This window comes from Lutaonella thermophila (assembly GCF_055387725.1).
The window spans coordinates 1,853,157-1,870,196 of sequence record NZ_AP043783.1; the positions used below are offsets into that span (position 1 = coordinate 1,853,157).

At 33.0% G+C, this 17,040-nt stretch carries 13 protein-coding genes; 4 read left to right on the forward strand and 9 right to left on the reverse strand.

The window, feature by feature from the left end; translation table 11 throughout:
- Positions 1-22: 22 nt before the first annotated feature.
- From ACZ5CF_RS08700 to ACZ5CF_RS08715, 4 genes are read right to left on the reverse strand one after another with little or no spacing between them, the layout of a single operon-like run.
- Positions 23-1,492 (reverse strand): lipopolysaccharide biosynthesis protein, encoded by a 1,470-nt coding sequence (locus tag ACZ5CF_RS08700; RefSeq protein ID WP_464578903.1) that lies wholly within the window; start codon positions 1,490-1,492, stop codon positions 23-25.
- 1 nt (position 1,493) lies between these two features.
- A complete protein-coding gene (locus ACZ5CF_RS08705; protein WP_464578904.1) occupies positions 1,494-2,774 on the reverse strand; it encodes a glycosyltransferase family 4 protein in 1,281 nt (426 codons plus the stop codon).
- A complete protein-coding gene (locus ACZ5CF_RS08710; protein ID WP_464578906.1) occupies positions 2,775-5,198 on the reverse strand; it encodes a YfhO family protein in 2,424 nt (807 codons plus the stop codon).
- A 22-nt stretch (positions 5,199-5,220) separates the two neighbouring features.
- Positions 5,221-5,484, reverse strand: coding sequence for a DUF4834 family protein (locus tag ACZ5CF_RS08715; RefSeq protein ID WP_464578907.1), 264 nt, complete (start codon positions 5,482-5,484; stop codon positions 5,221-5,223).
- Between the two features lie 110 nt (positions 5,485-5,594).
- Here ACZ5CF_RS08715 and ACZ5CF_RS08720 point away from each other — a divergent pair, with 110 nt between their 5' ends.
- Positions 5,595-6,620, forward strand: coding sequence for a transporter (locus tag ACZ5CF_RS08720; RefSeq protein ID WP_464578909.1), 1,026 nt, complete (start codon positions 5,595-5,597; stop codon positions 6,618-6,620).
- A 31-nt stretch (positions 6,621-6,651) separates the two neighbouring features.
- Positions 6,652-7,776: a GTP cyclohydrolase gene (locus ACZ5CF_RS08725; protein WP_464578911.1), complete on the forward strand. Its 1,125-nt coding sequence runs from the start codon at positions 6,652-6,654 to the stop codon at positions 7,774-7,776.
- A gap of 50 nt (positions 7,777-7,826) precedes the next feature.
- Here ACZ5CF_RS08725 and ACZ5CF_RS08730 read toward each other — a convergent pair whose 3' ends face one another.
- The 3 genes from ACZ5CF_RS08730 to ACZ5CF_RS08740 all read right to left on the reverse strand — a co-directional run bounded on the left by ACZ5CF_RS08730 (position 7,827) and on the right by ACZ5CF_RS08740 (position 12,424).
- Positions 7,827-9,086, reverse strand: coding sequence for an aminotransferase class I/II-fold pyridoxal phosphate-dependent enzyme (locus ACZ5CF_RS08730; protein ID WP_464578912.1), 1,260 nt, complete (start codon positions 9,084-9,086; stop codon positions 7,827-7,829).
- 161 nt (positions 9,087-9,247) lie between these two features.
- A complete protein-coding gene (locus ACZ5CF_RS08735; RefSeq protein WP_464578913.1) occupies positions 9,248-10,288 on the reverse strand; it encodes a PLP-dependent cysteine synthase family protein in 1,041 nt (346 codons plus the stop codon).
- A gap of 87 nt (positions 10,289-10,375) precedes the next feature.
- Positions 10,376-12,424, reverse strand: coding sequence for a S9 family peptidase (locus tag ACZ5CF_RS08740; protein WP_464578915.1), 2,049 nt, complete (start codon positions 12,422-12,424; stop codon positions 10,376-10,378).
- Positions 12,425-12,538: 114 nt separating this feature from the next.
- Here ACZ5CF_RS08740 and ACZ5CF_RS08745 point away from each other — a divergent pair, with 114 nt between their 5' ends.
- Together ACZ5CF_RS08745 and ACZ5CF_RS08750 are read left to right on the forward strand one after the other, a co-directional pair.
- Complete coding sequence (locus ACZ5CF_RS08745) at positions 12,539-12,862, forward strand: YbaB/EbfC family nucleoid-associated protein (RefSeq protein WP_464578916.1); 324 nt, start codon at positions 12,539-12,541, stop codon at positions 12,860-12,862.
- 333 nt (positions 12,863-13,195) lie between these two features.
- A complete protein-coding gene (locus ACZ5CF_RS08750; protein ID WP_464578917.1) occupies positions 13,196-13,525 on the forward strand; it encodes a YegP family protein in 330 nt (109 codons plus the stop codon).
- 31 nt (positions 13,526-13,556) lie between these two features.
- Here the strand turns inward: ACZ5CF_RS08750 and ACZ5CF_RS08755 are convergent, their stop codons facing one another.
- The gene (locus ACZ5CF_RS08755; RefSeq protein ID WP_464578918.1) at positions 13,557-14,597 is read right to left on the reverse strand and encodes a threonine aldolase family protein; all 1,041 of its coding nucleotides are present in this window, start codon (positions 14,595-14,597) and stop codon (positions 13,557-13,559) included.
- Positions 14,598-14,603: 6 nt separating this feature from the next.
- On the reverse strand, positions 14,604-17,000 hold the full coding sequence (locus tag ACZ5CF_RS08760; RefSeq protein WP_464578920.1) for a zinc-dependent metalloprotease: 2,397 nt from the start codon (positions 16,998-17,000) through the stop codon (positions 14,604-14,606).
- Between the last annotated feature and the right edge of the window lie 40 nt (positions 17,001-17,040).

A 17,040-nucleotide genomic window follows, 5' to 3' on the forward strand; every position in this document is an offset into this window, starting at 1 on the left:
AGTAAAGCCCGCAAAGTTGTTTTTACAATGAGCGGGTTTTGCGCTTTAATACACTAGAAATCATTGTAGTTACATCTTCAGAAATATTAAAATAATACGTAACTGCTAAGTAAAAAATGCTAATTAGGGTAGATTTTAAAATAATGTTTACAATAGGGTGAAAATTAAAATCCCAGAAATAAAAAACAATAACACTTGCTATTATTGCAGCAATAGCTTTAAGTGTATTAAATGTAAACGGGAGCATTTTGAATGTAAATTTTACAAATAATAGTTTAATAGTATTATAAATACTAATAGCCAAAAAGGTTGCAATAGCAGCACCGTTAATACCATATTTCGGGATTAAAACTATATTTAAAACTACAACTAAAAAAACTAAAATGACCCCAAATAAAAGTACCATTCTGTAGTAGTCTGATGAGAACAAAATAGCATTATTATTTCCCATGGCATTATCAAACAATTTGACTGCAGAAATAAAGAATACCACGTTTACAGCAATGCTATATGCAGAATCTATAAGTGTATATAACTGATGGATATTACAAACAATTAAAACAAAAATAATTCCGCCAATAACTAACAATGTTAGTGAACTTTTTTTGTATAGTTCTTTAAGTTTGTCGGTGTTTTTTTGATTTATAAATTGTGCTGTTAGTGGGTGTGTAATTTGATGCATCGCTCTAGAAGGTACTATTATAACGGTGCTTATATAAACGGCAACCCCATAAAATGCCACGTGCTCTATTGGTAAATACCTGCCAATCATAAATTTATCTACATCTAAAATTACTAAAGCTATAGAGCCGGCAATTATTATTAAACCTGCATATTTAATTACAGCAAGGGCATTTTTGGGCAGTACAAAATCTAATTTAGGGAGTTTAATACTAAATGCTGTTATTTTCATTAAAAACATGCGTACATAATAAACTCCGGTTAAGCAATAAATAAACGTTTGTACACTAATAACAGATTGCCAAACACAAATAAGTAAAATGCTGATACAAATTCTGTGAAATACTTCTTTTAAGAAGTTACCGTACATGCTTTTCATTTGTACTTTGGCCCAAGCATAAAAAATCTCAAAATAGGCCATAGCAATTGCAGTAACATAAATTAGCCAAACATAGTTTTTTACAATCGTATTTTCTTTGCTTAACCAAGTGGCAAAAGTTTCATAAAAGGTTGTGCCAATAAATCCTATAAAAACAATAAAAACTAAGGGCAAAAAAAGCATGAACGTTAAAAATCTATTTTGCTCTTTTTCTTGTTTGTATGATGAGTAAAACTTAACCAAAGCATTGTGCACTCCAAACGCTATTAAAGGCATCATTAAATTGGCTGTAGATAAAATAAATGTTACTAACCCATAATATTCTTTAGATAGAAAATGTGTATACAAAAACAAGGTGTTTATTGCACCAATCCCAAAGCCTAAATAAGTGCTTATGGTATTGGCAATAGCTTGTTTTTTTACAATTCCCATATTACAGTTGTTTTAAATAATTAGCCAAGGTTTGGGTTAGCACTCTCCTACTATACTGTTGCAAACCAATTGCATTAACCTTTAATTTATTATCCATATAAGCTGTAAAAAGCTCATTTACCTGTGCTTTTATAGCGTCTTTATCTTTATATGTAAAAACACTTCCTGTGTTGGTTTGTTTGATTATTGTTGCTACATCCCAATTTACCGGACCAACCGCTACTATTGGGCGTTGGGCTACCATATATTCAAACAGTTTTCCGGGTATTATTCCTCTTGTATCTTCTCTATCAATTTCTAATAATAAAAGAACTTGAGCTGCCTGCTGTAGTTGCCTTACTTTCTGATGAGGCTGATAATTGATAACCGATGTATTGGCTTGTAAGCCGTATGTTTTTATGGTTGCCAAAACATCATCACTAATTGTCCCAATCAGCTGAATTTCTAAATGTTCTTGAAACAACTTGTTTTCTTGGCAGAGTTCTGACAATGCTTGCCATAATGCATCCGGGTTTCGCTCAGAAAGCAAAGAACCAATATGAGCCATAGTAAATCTATTACTTAAAGGTGGTTTAGTTTCATTATATTCATCATAACCATTGGTAATAGTTACTACAGGAGCATTCGTTTTTTCTTTAAAATCTTCTGCTGTTGTAAAGCTTGTTGTTATAACAAAATCTGCCTCTTGTAAAACCTTTTCTTCTAACGCTTTATGCTTTTTTCTAGCCCATTGGGTTAATTTTAAATGTTTGTGATAACCAATTTGTGTCCAAGGATCCCTAAAATCGGTAACCCATTTTACTGAAAGCTCTTTTTTTAATGCTAAACCTATTAAATGCAAGCTGTGTGGAGGTCCGGTAGTAATAACACAATCTACATTATTTTTAGCTAAATAATTTTTTAAATACAATACAGATGGTTTTACCCATGATTTTCTTGCATCAGGGATAAAAAAATTTCCTCTAACCCAAAGTAAAAGTTTCTCTGTAAGTGTTTGTTTTTTTTTAGATATTATTCCGGAGCTTATTTGTTTTGTTTTTTGTTTTGATAGTAGTTTAGCCCATTTGTAAGGCTCTTGTATGGGCATTTTTATAATTTCTATGTCTTTGGGAACCTCATTTTTTAAAGAGGTGTCTTGTATTGGATAATTAGCATTTTCGGGGGCAAAAACTATAGGTGTTATCCCAAATTCCGGTAAGTACTTAACAAATTTAAGCCAGCGTTGTACTCCCGGGCCTCCTGCCGGAGGCCAATAATATAGTATTATGAGTACTTTTTTCATTTATTTTTTGGCTTGCTTTGTATTATAAACTAAACCGCCAACTAAAATTAATCCTAAAAGTACAGTGCTTATTAATGCAATTGTACTTCCTGTTTTAACAACATCCGGATCAAAAACAAAGGTAATTGTATGATTTCCTTCAGGTACTTGTATAGCTCTTAGTACATAGTTTACCCTAATAATAGGCACCGGTTTGTTATTTATAAATGCTTTCCAACCGTGCGGATAATACATTTCTGAAAATACGGCCAATCCGGAGTAATTATTAGTGCTTTTATAAACTAATTTATTGGGTTTATAATTTATTAATTGTATGGTAGCGGTACTATCTACCTCGTATCTGTTTTTAATAGTAATATCACTAAAATCTAAAGTATTAAAAACTGCCGTTGTTTTAGTATTAATACTATCTAATGCCAACAGCTCATCATTTGCAGAAACTACTTTTAAAACATCTTGAACAAACCAAGCATTACCATTTGCATACGGATTTCTGGCTGGATATACTTGTTGATTATCATTTTGCTGAATTATGTACTTAACATTTAACATATTAAGCACTCCTACATTATTTTTAGCAATATGAAAATCGTATAACTCTTGAAATCTTCCGGGTTTGGCAGCATGATATCCTCCTATTGATTTATGAAAATAAGATGCTCTTGCACTGGCTAAAGCTCCTGCAGGCTCAAAAACTCTAAAATGTGATGTGTCTTTTAAAATTTCTGCATCGGCTGCATTCATCTGAAAAGGTTTTTCCATAATTCTAGCCGACACAAAATCTTTATTATTTACATAACGTCTATCTACCCCAACTAAATCTATAACTATTAATGCAGCTATGGCAAGCAATGCCATTCCTTTTTTTACTTTTTGCTTAATAAATAGCCATACAAATAAAGCGGTAGCCGCAATAAACATCACAGAGCGCAAAATATCTTGTGTGTACAAGCGCATTCTATCCAATCTTATGGTCTCTACAATATCGTTCCCATAATACTGTCTTAAAATGGCATCACTTGCACCAACAAAATCAAACATATTTTTTGCCAATAGTAATACTGCTGCAATTCCTAAAATAATTACACTACTGTAGCGTAGTGCCTTCAGTTTTTCTTCTGTTTTTACCATATCACTTAATAATTTATGAAGTGAAAAAACAGCTAAAACAGGAATACACAGTTCAAGTATTACTTGAATAGATGAAACGGCTCTAAACTTATCATACAACGGGAAAAAATCTATCATAAAATCCGTTAACAACGAAAAGTTTTTGCCCCAAGAAAGTAATAGTGATATAATTGTACCGGAAAGCAGCCACCATTTTAATCTGCCTTTAACTAAAAACAAGCCCATAATAAATAAAAACACTACTACAGCTCCTATGTAAGCAGGTGCTGCAACAATGGGCTGGCTCCCCCAATACATAGGTAAGCCTTTTACAAATTCTCTCGCTTGGTTTCTGTTTACGCCTTGCGCTACTAAAAATGTATATGTTTCTGAATCTTCTCCAACAAACTCATTATTAGAGCCTCCGTAAAGTCGTGGAAAAATCAGGTTTAACGATTCTAAAATACCATAACTGTATTCTGTTATATATTCTTTAGATAAACCTGATTGTTTAACTTTTTCAGAGCCGTCAGGATTAATAGTTAACTCTGTTTTACCCCGCGTACTCCAATCTGCATATTCTTTAGTAGCCATTAAATTTGTGGCATTAACCCCAATAGCTAACACAACAGCAGCTATACTAATGCCTACAGATTTAAAATAATGTTGAAGCTGATTTTTTTTATAAGCATCTATAGCATATACAATACCTAAAATGGCTACTAATAACCCCAAATAATAGGTCATTTGAAAGTGGTTAGCGTTAATTTCTAACGCCATTGCTAAAGCAGTAACAATAAATCCTAAAAAGTATTTATGCTGAAAAATTAAAATTATGCCCGCCAATACAAAAGAAAAATAGCCAATGGCATGCGCTTTAGCATTATGCCCTACACCTAAAATAATTATTAAATAGGTAGAAAACCCAAAAGCCAGTGCACCAACGGCAGCTAATTTCCAATCTACTTTTAGCACTAATAAAAACAGGTAAAATCCAATAAAATATAGGAATAAATAATCTGCCGGCCTGGGTAAAAACCTAATTAAAGAATCAAGCTTTTTAATGTAGTTATGCGGGTATTGTGCCCCTAATTGATAAGTTGGCATACCACCAAAGGCACTATCTGTCCAATAAGGTTCTTCTCCGGTTTCTGCTCTAAAATCATTTTGCTGCTTAGCCATTCCGGTATATTGAACAATATCGCTCTGGTATATTTTTTTTCCTTGTAAAACCGGATTAAAGTAAAGTAAAGAAGTAACAACAAATAACAACGTTATTAATATATGCGGAAGATAGCGCTTTGTAATATTCATAGTTTGTGCAGCCCGTATTTAATTATTCTATTTCTTCAAACTCAATATATTCACCAACTTTTTTATCGGATTTGGTTTTTTGCTCCGGAACAGAATCAATACTAACATCTCCTACTTTACGTTCTTGATTAGGATGTTGGTTTTGTTGTGCATTAAAAGTATTAAAAAAATGTTTTTCTGCTTTTTTTGAAGCATACCGTATTAGCCATGGCGCTAATAACCTTAATAAAATTTTAAAGCCAAAATAAAGTAAAGCAATTATTAATATGGTTTTTATAAACCCCATTGTGTTATTAAATTAATTATATGCCAAAAATACAATTATACCCTTGTTTAGGCTCTTAAAAAAGTTAAAAAATAATAAAAACACCCTATATTTGATATAATAATTTTACCATGAAAAAACTCACAAAAAACATACTTTGCGGCCTACTTTTTCTTCCTTTTTTTAGTTTAGCACAGTATACAGATGTTATAAACTCTAATCGCCCGGGTGCTTCGGTAAGTGCTTTTAGTGTTGGTAAAAATGTGGCGCAAGGTGAATTTGGTCTTGCACTCGAAAAACAAAAACACGACAGATTATTAAACAAAACAAATGTTTTTGCTGTTGATTTTGCTTTTAGATACGGATTGTTTTTTGAAGAATTAGAAATTGTTTGGGATGGTACATATTTGTTTGATAAGCTTACGGACAATAGTGCGATTCCGCCCGAAACAAAAAAAAGAAACGGTTTTTTAAAAAATACAATTGGTGTTAAATATCTGTTTTTTGATCCCTTTAAAGACCCCGAAAGAAATAAGCCAAATCTGTATAGTTGGCGTGCCAATAATACGTTTAAGTGGCGTGATTTAATTCCGGCTGTTTCTGCTTATGTTGGTATAAACTTAAATGTTTTTGATTCTCCGTATGCTTACAACAATTTATTTGTAACTACGGCATCAAATTTTTTAGTATCACAAGAAGAACCCTTGGTAAGCCCTAGAGTAATGCTTGCTACACAAAGTCATTTAGCAGGTAGATGGGTTTTAGTAACAAATATTATTTACGATAAATTTACTTCTGATTTTCCTGAGCTTAGCTACATTATTACTGTTACACATGCTTTAAACAATCCGAAATGGACAGTTTTTGCAGAAAATCAAGGTATTAAAAGTGATAGGTATGCCGATGCAATTGTTAGAGCCGGTGCAGCACATTTAATCAATAAAAATTTACAAGTTGATGCTTCTGTAGGTACAAATTTCAAAAACACGCCTTCCAGATTATTTGGTGGTATAGGGGTTTCTTACAGAATAGACAATCATACAGATACTCCCGTTTTATTAGATGAAGGACGTGCTAAAAAACGTATTAAAAAACAACAGCGTAAGCAGAAGAAAAAGAACAAAAAAAGCACATTAGATAAATTTGATGATTTTTAAACCAAATTATAACTAACCCACTATTTTGAATATGATAGAAATTAAAGAAGTCAAAACCAAAAAAGACCTAAAAAGGTTTGTTCTTTTTCCGTTTAGCTTGTATAAAAACTCTCCATATTGGGTGCCACCAATTATATCAGACGAGATTGAAAATTTTGATAAAACTAAAAATCCGGTATTCCATAATGCTGATGCCACGTTGTTTTTAGCATACCATAACAATAAAATTGTGGGTAGGGTTGCCGCTATTATAAACTGGCATGAAGTAAATAACCAAAACCTAAAAAAAATGCGTTTTGGCTGGTTTGATGTGGTTGATGATATTAACGTAACCAAAGCACTTTTAGATAAAGTAGAAGAAATTGCAAAAGCTAATAATTTAGAGTACATAGAAGGCCCCATGGGTTTTTCTAACCTAGATAAAGTGGGAGTACTAACTGAAGGGTTTAATGAGCTAGGAACCATGATTACTTGGTATAACCACCCTTATTACGCTAAACATTTTGAAGCGTTAAATTTTACAATAGAAAAGCAATATCAAGAGAGCCATTTTAAGTTTAGTGATGTAAAACCAGAACTCTTTTCTAAAGCACAAGAGTTAATTAAAAGGCGCTATGGTTTAACACCCTTAAATTTTACTTCTACAAAACAAATTATGCCGTATGTAGATAAAATGTTTGATTTGTTTAATGAATCCTATGCTAAACTATCTTCTTTTGTTGCAATATCAGATGTTCAGAGAGATTATTTTAAGAAAAAGTACATTAATTTTATAAATCCGGAATATATAAAATTTGTTGTAGATAAAAACAATAATCCTATTGCATTTTCTATTGTAATGCCTTCATACTCAATGGCTTTACAAAAAGCAAAAGGCAAGTTATTTCCGTTTGGTATTTTTCATTTATTACGGGCTAGAAAGCACAGTAAAGATGTAATTTTCTATTTAATAGGAATTCACCCTGAATATCAGAACAAAGGTGTTACAGCAATTATTTTTAATGAGTATTATTCGGTTTTTAAGAAAAAAGGAATAGAAAATTGTATTAGAACTCCCGAACTGGAAGATAACATTGCTATACAGCAAATATGGAAACATTTTAACCCTAAGGTTAGAAAACGAAGAAAAACGTACAGAAAAAATTTAGTTCAATAAAAAAGCCAAGTGAACAAACACTTGGCTTTTTCAATATCTATAGCTAATTTTTATTCTCCCATAGCAGCAGAAACTGCAGCCGACAATCGTTTATATGTTCCATTTTCTAAACGTTCTCTAATGGCAGAGAAAGCATTTAGCGTCTCTTCTATATCTTGTGCAGTGTGGGAAGCTGTAGGAATCATTCTTAATAAAATTAATCCCTTAGGAATTACCGGATATACTACAATAGAACAGAATATACCATGGTTTTCTCTAAGATCTTTTACTAACGCCATTGCTTCTGGGATGCTTCCTTTTAAGTATACAGGCGTTACACAACTTTGTGTTGTGCCTATATCAAACCCACGCTCTTTTAAACCAGATTGTAACGCGTTTACGTTTTGCCAAAGTTTCTCGCGAAGCTCCGGCATTGTTTTAAGCATTTCTAAGCGTTTTAATGCTCCTTCTACCAATTGCATTTGCAATGACTTAGCAAACATTTGAGAGCGTAAATTATACTTTAAATAATCTATAACTTCCTTATCTGCCGCAATAAATGCTCCGGTACTTGCCATTGCTTTTGCAAATGTTGCAAAATATACATCTATCTCATCTTGCACGCCTTGCTCCTCGCCTGCTCCAGCACCGGTTTTTCCTAATGTACCAAAACCGTGAGCATCATCTACAAGTAATCTAAATTTGTATTTTTTCTTAAGTGCTACTATTTCTTTTAAAATCCCTTGCTCACCTCGCATTCCAAACACACCTTCAGAGATTACTAAAATTCCTCCTCCGGTTTGTTCGGCCATTTTAGTAGCACGCTCTAAATTTTTCTCTAAACTAACAATATCATTATGCTTGTACGTAAAGCGTTTACCCATGTGTAAACGAACTCCATCTATTATACAAGCATGAGAATCTACATCGTAAACTATAATATCATCTTTGGTTACTAAAGCATCAATAGTAGAAACCATACCTTGGTAACCAAAATTTAAAAGGTAGGCAGCTTCTTTATTTACAAAGGCTGCTAACTCATTTTGTAGTTTTTCGTGAAGGTCTGTATGACCAGACATCATTCTGGCACCCATTGGGTAAGCAGAACCATATTTTTTTGCAGCTTCTGCATCTACTTTTCTAACTTCTGGGTGGTTTGCTAAGCCTAAATAATCATTAACGCTCCATGTAATTACATCTTTACCTTGAAATTTCATTCTATTTGAAATTTCTCCTTCTAACTTAGGAAACACAAAATACCCTTCTGCTTGTGATGCCCACTTTCCTAATGGGCCTTTGTTTGCTATTATTCTATCAAATAAATCTTTCATGCAAAATGCATTTTTTAACTTAAAAAGTACCTATTATACCCGGCAAAAGTATGTAATTTTAGTATTCTGTCATAATAATTTGCCGAGGAGTTTTTTTGTTTTTATGCACAATAAAAAAGCAGCCTAAACAGCTGCTTTTCGGGTTTGCTGTACGTGAAGTTTTATTTTACAAACTCAATTTTTTGAGTTTCTTCTATATTCTTACTATCAAAAAATCCTTGATCACGCATCCATTCATCACTATATACTTTGCTCATATATCTTGAACCATGATCCGGAAAAATTACAACTACTCTACTATTATCATTAAATTCTCCTTCTTCTTGCAGTTGTTTTACAGCTTGTAGTGCAGCACCACTGGTATAACCTATAAAAAGACCTTCTGTTTTAGAAATTTCTCTTGCTGTATGCGCACTTTCTTCGTCTGTAACTTTTATGAATTTGTCTATTACATCAAAATCGGTTGCTGTTGGTATTAAGTTTTTACCAAGACCTTCTATTCTGTAAGGATAAATTTCATTGGCATCAAATTCACGTGTTTCGTGATACTTTTTAAGAACAGAGCCATAAGCATCTACCCCAATAATTTTAATGTCTGGGTTTTGTTCTTTTAAAAATCTGGCAGTACCTGAAATAGTGCCACCGGTACCACTACAAGCAACTAAATGCGTTATTTGCCCTGCTGTTTGCTCCCAAATTTCTGGTCCGGTAGTTTTGTAATGAGCATCAATATTTAACTCGTTAAAATATTGATTTATATAAACAGATCCTTTAATTTCTTCGTGAAGACGTTTTGCTACTTGATAATAAGAGCGAGGATCGTCTGCACTAACATGAGCTGGACAAACATACACCTTTGCTCCCATAGATCGAAGCATGTCTATTTTATCTTTTGAAGACTTAGAGCTTACCGCCAAAATACACTCATAGCCTTTAATAACACTTACCATTGCTATACTAAAACCGGTATTACCTGAAGTAGTTTCTATAATGGTATCACCAGGTTTTAAAATTCCTCTGCGCTCTGCTTCTTCTATTATATAAAGTGCTATTCTATCTTTAGTTGAATGCCCGGGGTTAAAGGCTTCTATTTTAGCATAGAATTCACCCGGAAAGCTTTTTGTAATGTGGTTTAACTTAATTAGAGGAGTATTACCTATAAGTTCTAATATGTTGTTATACGCCTTTATTTTGTTCTCCATAAGGTTTAGGTTAGGAATGTTTTATGAATGAAAGTAAACATTTTCTTAACAATTCACAAAACCTTGCAAAGTTAATAATTTTTTTATTTATGCCTTTATCCCCTCTAAATCAAGTAAAAAGGCATATTCTTCTGCAATTTCTTTTAATGCTTCGAACCTCCCGGATGCTCCACTATGTCCTGCATCCATATTAATGTGAAATAGCAGTTTATTGTTATCTGTTTTAAGCTCTCTGAGTTTTGCTACCCATTTTGCCGGTTCCCAATATTGTACTTGAGAATCATGATATCCGGTGGTTACTAATACATTTGGGTACTCTTGTGCCGTAACATTATCATATGGAGAATACGATTTTATATACCAATAGTACTCCTCATCGTTTGGATTTCCCCACTCATCATATTCACCTGTTGTAAGTGGTATAGAGTCGTCTAACATAGTTGTTAAAACATCTACAAAAGGTACTGCTGCTATAACTCCTTTATATAATTGGGGAGCCATATTAATAACAGCACCAATAAGCAACCCTCCAGCAGAACCTCCCATGGCATACAAATGGTTTGCAGATGTGTAATTATTGGCTATTAAATATTTTGAGCACGCAATAAAGTCCGTAAATGTGTTTTTCTTTTTTAAAAGTTTACCATCTTCGTACCAAGCTCTTCCTAAATATTCTCCTCCCCTAATGTGTGCAATAGCAAAAATAAACCCTCTGTTTAACAGTGATAATCGTGATGATGAAAAATACGGATCTATGGTTGCACCATATGAACCATATCCGTATAGTAGTAGAGGTGCGCTACCGTTTAAAGGTGTTCCTTTTTTATAAACTAAAGAAATTGGAACCTTTACACCATCATCTGCAGTTGCCCATACACGCTCAGACACATAATTATCTTTATTAAAATCTCCTCCTAATACTTCTTGTTCTTTTTTAATGGTTTTCTCTCTTGTAACCATATTAAAATCTATTGTAGATGGAGGTGTTGTTAAAGAGTTATATGAATATCTGAGTATATGCGTATTAAAGTCTAAATTTACAGATGTATAGGCCGTGTAAGTTTCATTGTCAAAAGGCAAATAATAATCGTCTGTATTATCCCACCTTTTAATCCTTATTTTATTTAAACCATTACTACGTTCTGATATTACTAAAAAGTTTTTAAAAATATCTATATCTTCTAGTAACACATCTTCTCTATGTGCTATTACTTCTTGCCAATTGTTTTTTGTAGTAGCATTTACGGGCGCTTTCATTAATTTAAAATTGCTTGCCCCATCTGCATTAGTTACTATGTAAAAATGTCTGTCAAAATGATAAACACTATATTCTAATCCTCTTATTCTGGGCTGTAAAATAGTAAACTCACCCTCTGGGTTGGTAGCATCTAAAAACCTGTATTCTGTAGTTAAAGTGCTTACAGAGCCAATTACTAAAAATTGCTTAGATTTTGTTTTGTAAATAAAGGTATTAAAGGTTTCGTCTTGCTCATAATACACCAACTTATCTGTAGCAGGATCTTCTCCTAGCCTGTGTTTAAAAATTTTTTCGCTCCTTAGTGTTTTCTCGTTTTTCTGTGTATAAAACAGTGTTTTATTATCGTTAGCCCAAGTGCTAGATCCTGTAGTGTTTGTTATTTTTACCGGATAAACTTCTCCGGTTTCAAGATTTTTTATTTGAATTGTATAAATTCTTCTCCCAACAGTATCTGTAGCAAACGCAACCAGCTTATTATCTAAGCTAATATTGATACCTTTTAAATGAAAGTAATTATGCCCTTTAGCTAATTCGTTGCAATCAAACAAAAGTTCTTCCGGGGCCTCTAATGTATCTTTTTTTCTAACGTAAATTGGGTAATCTTTACCGGTTTCGTATTTCGTTATATACCAGTAACCATTGTATTTATAGGGAACAGATTCATCATCTTCTTTTATTCTCCCTTTCATTTCGGTAAACAATGCTTTTTGTAACTCTTGGGTATGAGCCGTCATAGCGCTATTGTACTCGTTTTCTTGCTGTAAATAATCTAGTACATTTTTACTATCGCGCTGGTTCATCCAAAAGTAATTATCTATTCTTACATCGCCGTGCTTTTCTAATTTCTGTGGAATTTTATTAGCTTTTTGTGCTTGCATTTTGTACCGTTTTAATAGCGTTTGCGAAAGTAGCAATTATTGTTTGTTTTTATATTTTTTTATGATACAATTACTTTGTTTTAATTTTACGCTCTAATTTTAAATTGTAACAGTATGTTTGGAGATATTATGGGTATGATGGGTAAACTTAAAGAAACCCAAAAAAAAGTAGAAGAAACTAAAAAACGTTTAGATACTGTAATTGTTGAAGAAAACTCTGCAGATAATCTTTTAAAAGTTTCTTTAACTGCTAACCGAGCTATTAAGAAAATAGATATAGACGAGTCTTTACTTTCTGATAAAGAGCAGTTAGAAGATTATTTAATTTTAACACTTAATAAGGCAATAGAAAAAGCTACGAAAGTACAAGAAGCAGAACTTACGGCTGTAGCTAAAGAAGGTATGCCTAATATTCCGGGATTAGATTTTTTAAAATAAATAACGGCTCACAAAAGTGAGCCGTTGTCTAAAAAATAAACCAACCTAAAAAGCTTATAGTATAAGACTGCTAACCAAATAAAAACGCCTATACTTTACTTTGCTTTTTACTGTAACATATATAGTAATTTTTTTTAAGAGTAAGAATTATTTTATTACCGATTTGTAGTAAAATTAGACCAAACCACTTATATAATCGATTAATAACCAACAATATACTTATACCAATCTCTTAAAAATCTCAATTAAAAAAAACTACCCTTTTTTGCTGTTTAGTTGATTTTTTACCTTCAATTTTTTTATATTTAAAACATAATTAAAATCACACAAATTATGTTCGAATTATTTCAAAGCGAAAACAATCAGAAGTACTATTTTAATCTCAAAGCAAAAAACGGACAAATAATTTTATCTAGTCAAGGATATGCTGATGCAAGCGGAGCTAAAAACGGGATAGAGTCAGTTAAAAAAAATTGTGGTGACGATAGTAAATATGAACGTAAAACGGCTTCTAACGGTAAGTTTCACTTTAACTTGAAGGCTGCCAACGGACAAATTATTGGAAGTAGCCAAATGTATGCTTCTGAAGCCGGTATGGAAAATGGTATTGAGTCTGTTAAAAACAATGCACCTAATGCAGAGGTGGTTGATAAAACCAAATAGGCTAATTAATCATTTTAAAAAAGCCTTAGTGTTACGCTAAGGCTTTTTTTATGGTTATATTTTTAATAGTATTTAAAAAATATTCATGCTGGCTGTTGGTATAATCTAAATGGGTAACCATTCTTAGTTTTCCCTGCCCCATAGAAATTAGGTAGACACCTTTTTCTTTAAGAGCTTCAAAAAAAGCAGTCTCATCTACATCTGTGTTTAATGTAAAAATTACAATGTTAGTTTCTATTGGTTCTACTTGCTTTATAAATGGTAGTGTAGTTAATACCTCGCCTATTTCTTTTGCTTTTTTATGATCTTCTTCTAATCTGTTTATATGGTTGTCTAATGCATAAATACCTGCTGCAGCTAAATACCCAGATTGACGCATTCCACCACCTAAAATCTTTCTAATTCGGAGCGCTTTATCTATAGTTTTCTTATCTCCAACCAAAACAGAACCTACCGGACATCCTAATCCTTTAGACAAACAAACTGAAATAGTATCAAAAAGATCGCCGTATTGACCTGCCGTTTCGTTTTTTGCAACAAGCGCATTCCATAATCTTGCTCCATCTAAATGGTATTTAAGATTATGTTTTGTGCAAACATCTTTTATTTTTTTTAGCTCAGAGAATTCCCAACAAGCTCCACCTCCTTTATTGGTAGTGTTTTCAATACAAACTAAAGCTGTTTTTGGGCTGTGATAAAAATCAGGTGGGTTTATAGCTTCTTCTACCTGTTTAGCTGTAATCATTCCTCTTACTCCGTCAACCAACTTGCAAGATACTCCGCTGTTAAAACTCACGCCACCACCTTCATAATTGTATACATGAGCGTATTTATCGCAAATAAGCTGATCTCCGGGTTCTGTGTGCAGTTTAATTGCAGTTTGATTGGCCATTGTACCACTCGGAAAAAACAAGGCTGCCTCTTTATTAAACATTTTAGCCACCTTGTTTTCTAATGCATTAACAGTCGGGTCTTCTTTAAAAACATCATCGCCCACTTGAGCTTGCATCATTGCATTAAGCATTTGCTTTGTGGGTTTTGTAACGGTATCGCTAATTAAATTTACTTTCATAAGTGCTTAATAACAGTCCATTCCTATTGGTGAACCATCGGGTATTTTTGGAGATGGTTGTAGTTTATATGATTCTGGCTTTTTTAAATAAGTATCAATTTCTTTAGCCATGGCCAATGCGTAATCATCTTTTTGGTTTATTAACCACGTTTTTAACGATTGTAAATGTGCTGTTACAATGGCATTTACTTGAGGTAAGCTACTACTGTTTGCAGCTGCTTTGAGTAAATGTTTAACTACTCTAAAAGAGATTGTTGCATTTATTTCGTTTAAATAGGCATCTTTATAATTTGTTTTTATTGTTGCATTTGTTATTTGTTCTAAAACTTCTTGTAATCCTAAGTTATTTTTATCAAGCGCTTTTTGCTGAACTAATCTTGATAAACGCTCCGGATGTAGTAACAAAGACAAGGTAAAATCACTCGCTGTTTCTGCTGCACTTAAAGCATCAAAAGCAACTCCTGTTCTACTTTTAAAACTTTCTCTGGTTCTATTATATCCCATAGCTCTTGGCGGAAACAGCTTTAATTTATCTTTTGGGATTGCTAATGTAGTTACAGAGAGTGTTTTTAGTACTTGATTTAAAGCGTTTTGCTGTACGTCTTTATTTAAATAAGATGTGATTAATTGATTATCTCCTTTAACAGCGTAATTGTAATCCATACCGGCAATAAGCTTTACTGTAGCTTCTGTTTGATACCTATGAAAAAAATACAATGGAACAAAAACATCTTCTAACACCGTATAAGGTTCATTTGTTCTAATATTATGTTCGGAGAAATTAGTAATAGCAGCTTCTCTTATAGCCAAAACATTATTAAGTTCTGCAACCGCTTCTTTACCATTATCCCATAAGTGTGCATATGCATGTGCACCTCCTTTTGCTCTTGCATCGGCATCTGTAATGTACCTAAAGCCTTTTTGTTGTGCATCTTCTAAAATGGCATTGAGCGCCTGCTTTTCATCAATATTTTCATTAAAAGTTTGGTATGAGTATGCTACCGTAACTTTGTCCCAAGCTCCTATTCCGGTATCATAGGCTTCACTAAAATCTACCTCTCCATTTTTTAACAATAATTTTGGATGCGGATAATCCATCACAGAAGCTCTATTATTTGTGCTGGCAGCAAAATTATGTGCAAATCCTAATGTATGACCAATTTCGTGGGCAGAAAGTTGTCGTATTCTTGCTAGTGCCATGTTGAGCATAGCTTCGTAGTTATCATCACGCTCTTTAAAAGGTTGATTCATGAGCGCCTGAGCAATCATAAAATCTTGTCTAATTCTTAAACTTCCTAAGCTTACATGACCTTTTAAAATTTCTCCTGTTCTAGGGTCTATAATGCTTCCTCCGTAACTCCACCCTCTTGTAGACCTGTGCACCCATTGTATTACATTATACCTTACATCCATTGGGTCTGCATCGTCCGGCAATATTTTTACCTGAAATGCATTTTTAAAACCAATAGCCTCAAAAGCTTTATTCCACCATTTTGCACCATCTAACAAGGCACTTCTAACTGGTTCTGGCGTTCCGTTATCTAAATAATAAATTATGGGCTCAACCGGTTCGCTTACAGCTGCCTCTGGATTTTTTTTCTCTAATCTATGTCTTGTTATAAAACGTTTAAGAATAGGCTCTTGCACCGGCGAAGCATAATCATAATACGATATATAAAACGAACCACATCTTGGGTCAAACGCTCTTTCTTTGTAACCATCATCCGGTAACGCAATAAAAGAATGATGTTCTGTTACTGTAACTAAACTTGGGTTCGGGGCTACAGACCTAATATAATAACCTTGGGGCTCTCCTTTAAAGGTTAACAAAACATCTATTTCTGTATTTTTAGGAAAGTTTTTTGTTCGTTCTAAATTAAAAGCGCTTTTACTTTTATCTAAATTGTAATTGCCTTGTTTGGTTTGTTTTAATCTTCGGGCAACGCCATGCACATCTTGTTGTAAAAAATCAGTAGCATCTATTATATACTTTCCGTTTTTTTCTTCTTTAATATTAAATCCAAATAAAACAGATTTGGCAAATGCTTGCTCTACCGATTTTTTTTCTAACTCATTATCTGTTAGCGCTCTAAATTTTAAATTAGGTTGTATTAACAATAGCTTATTTCCTGCTTTTTTAAAATACACAACTTGCTCGTTACCAAGCTGTCCTCTGTCTAAGCCAATATCATTACTACCAATTCCGCTACTGAGCGAGTACACATACAGAAACTCTTTGTTTAAATCGGTAATTTCAAAATAAATTTTATCAGTTTGTTCATCATAATAAAAAGGAATAAACCCTTCATACTTTTTTACCGACTCTTTCTGTAACGAAAATTGAGCTGCTGCAGGCAAACTACAAATAAATAAAACAACTAAGAAGATGCGTATTTTAATCATGATTTATGTTTTGATTGGTAGAAGTCATAAATTTATACAA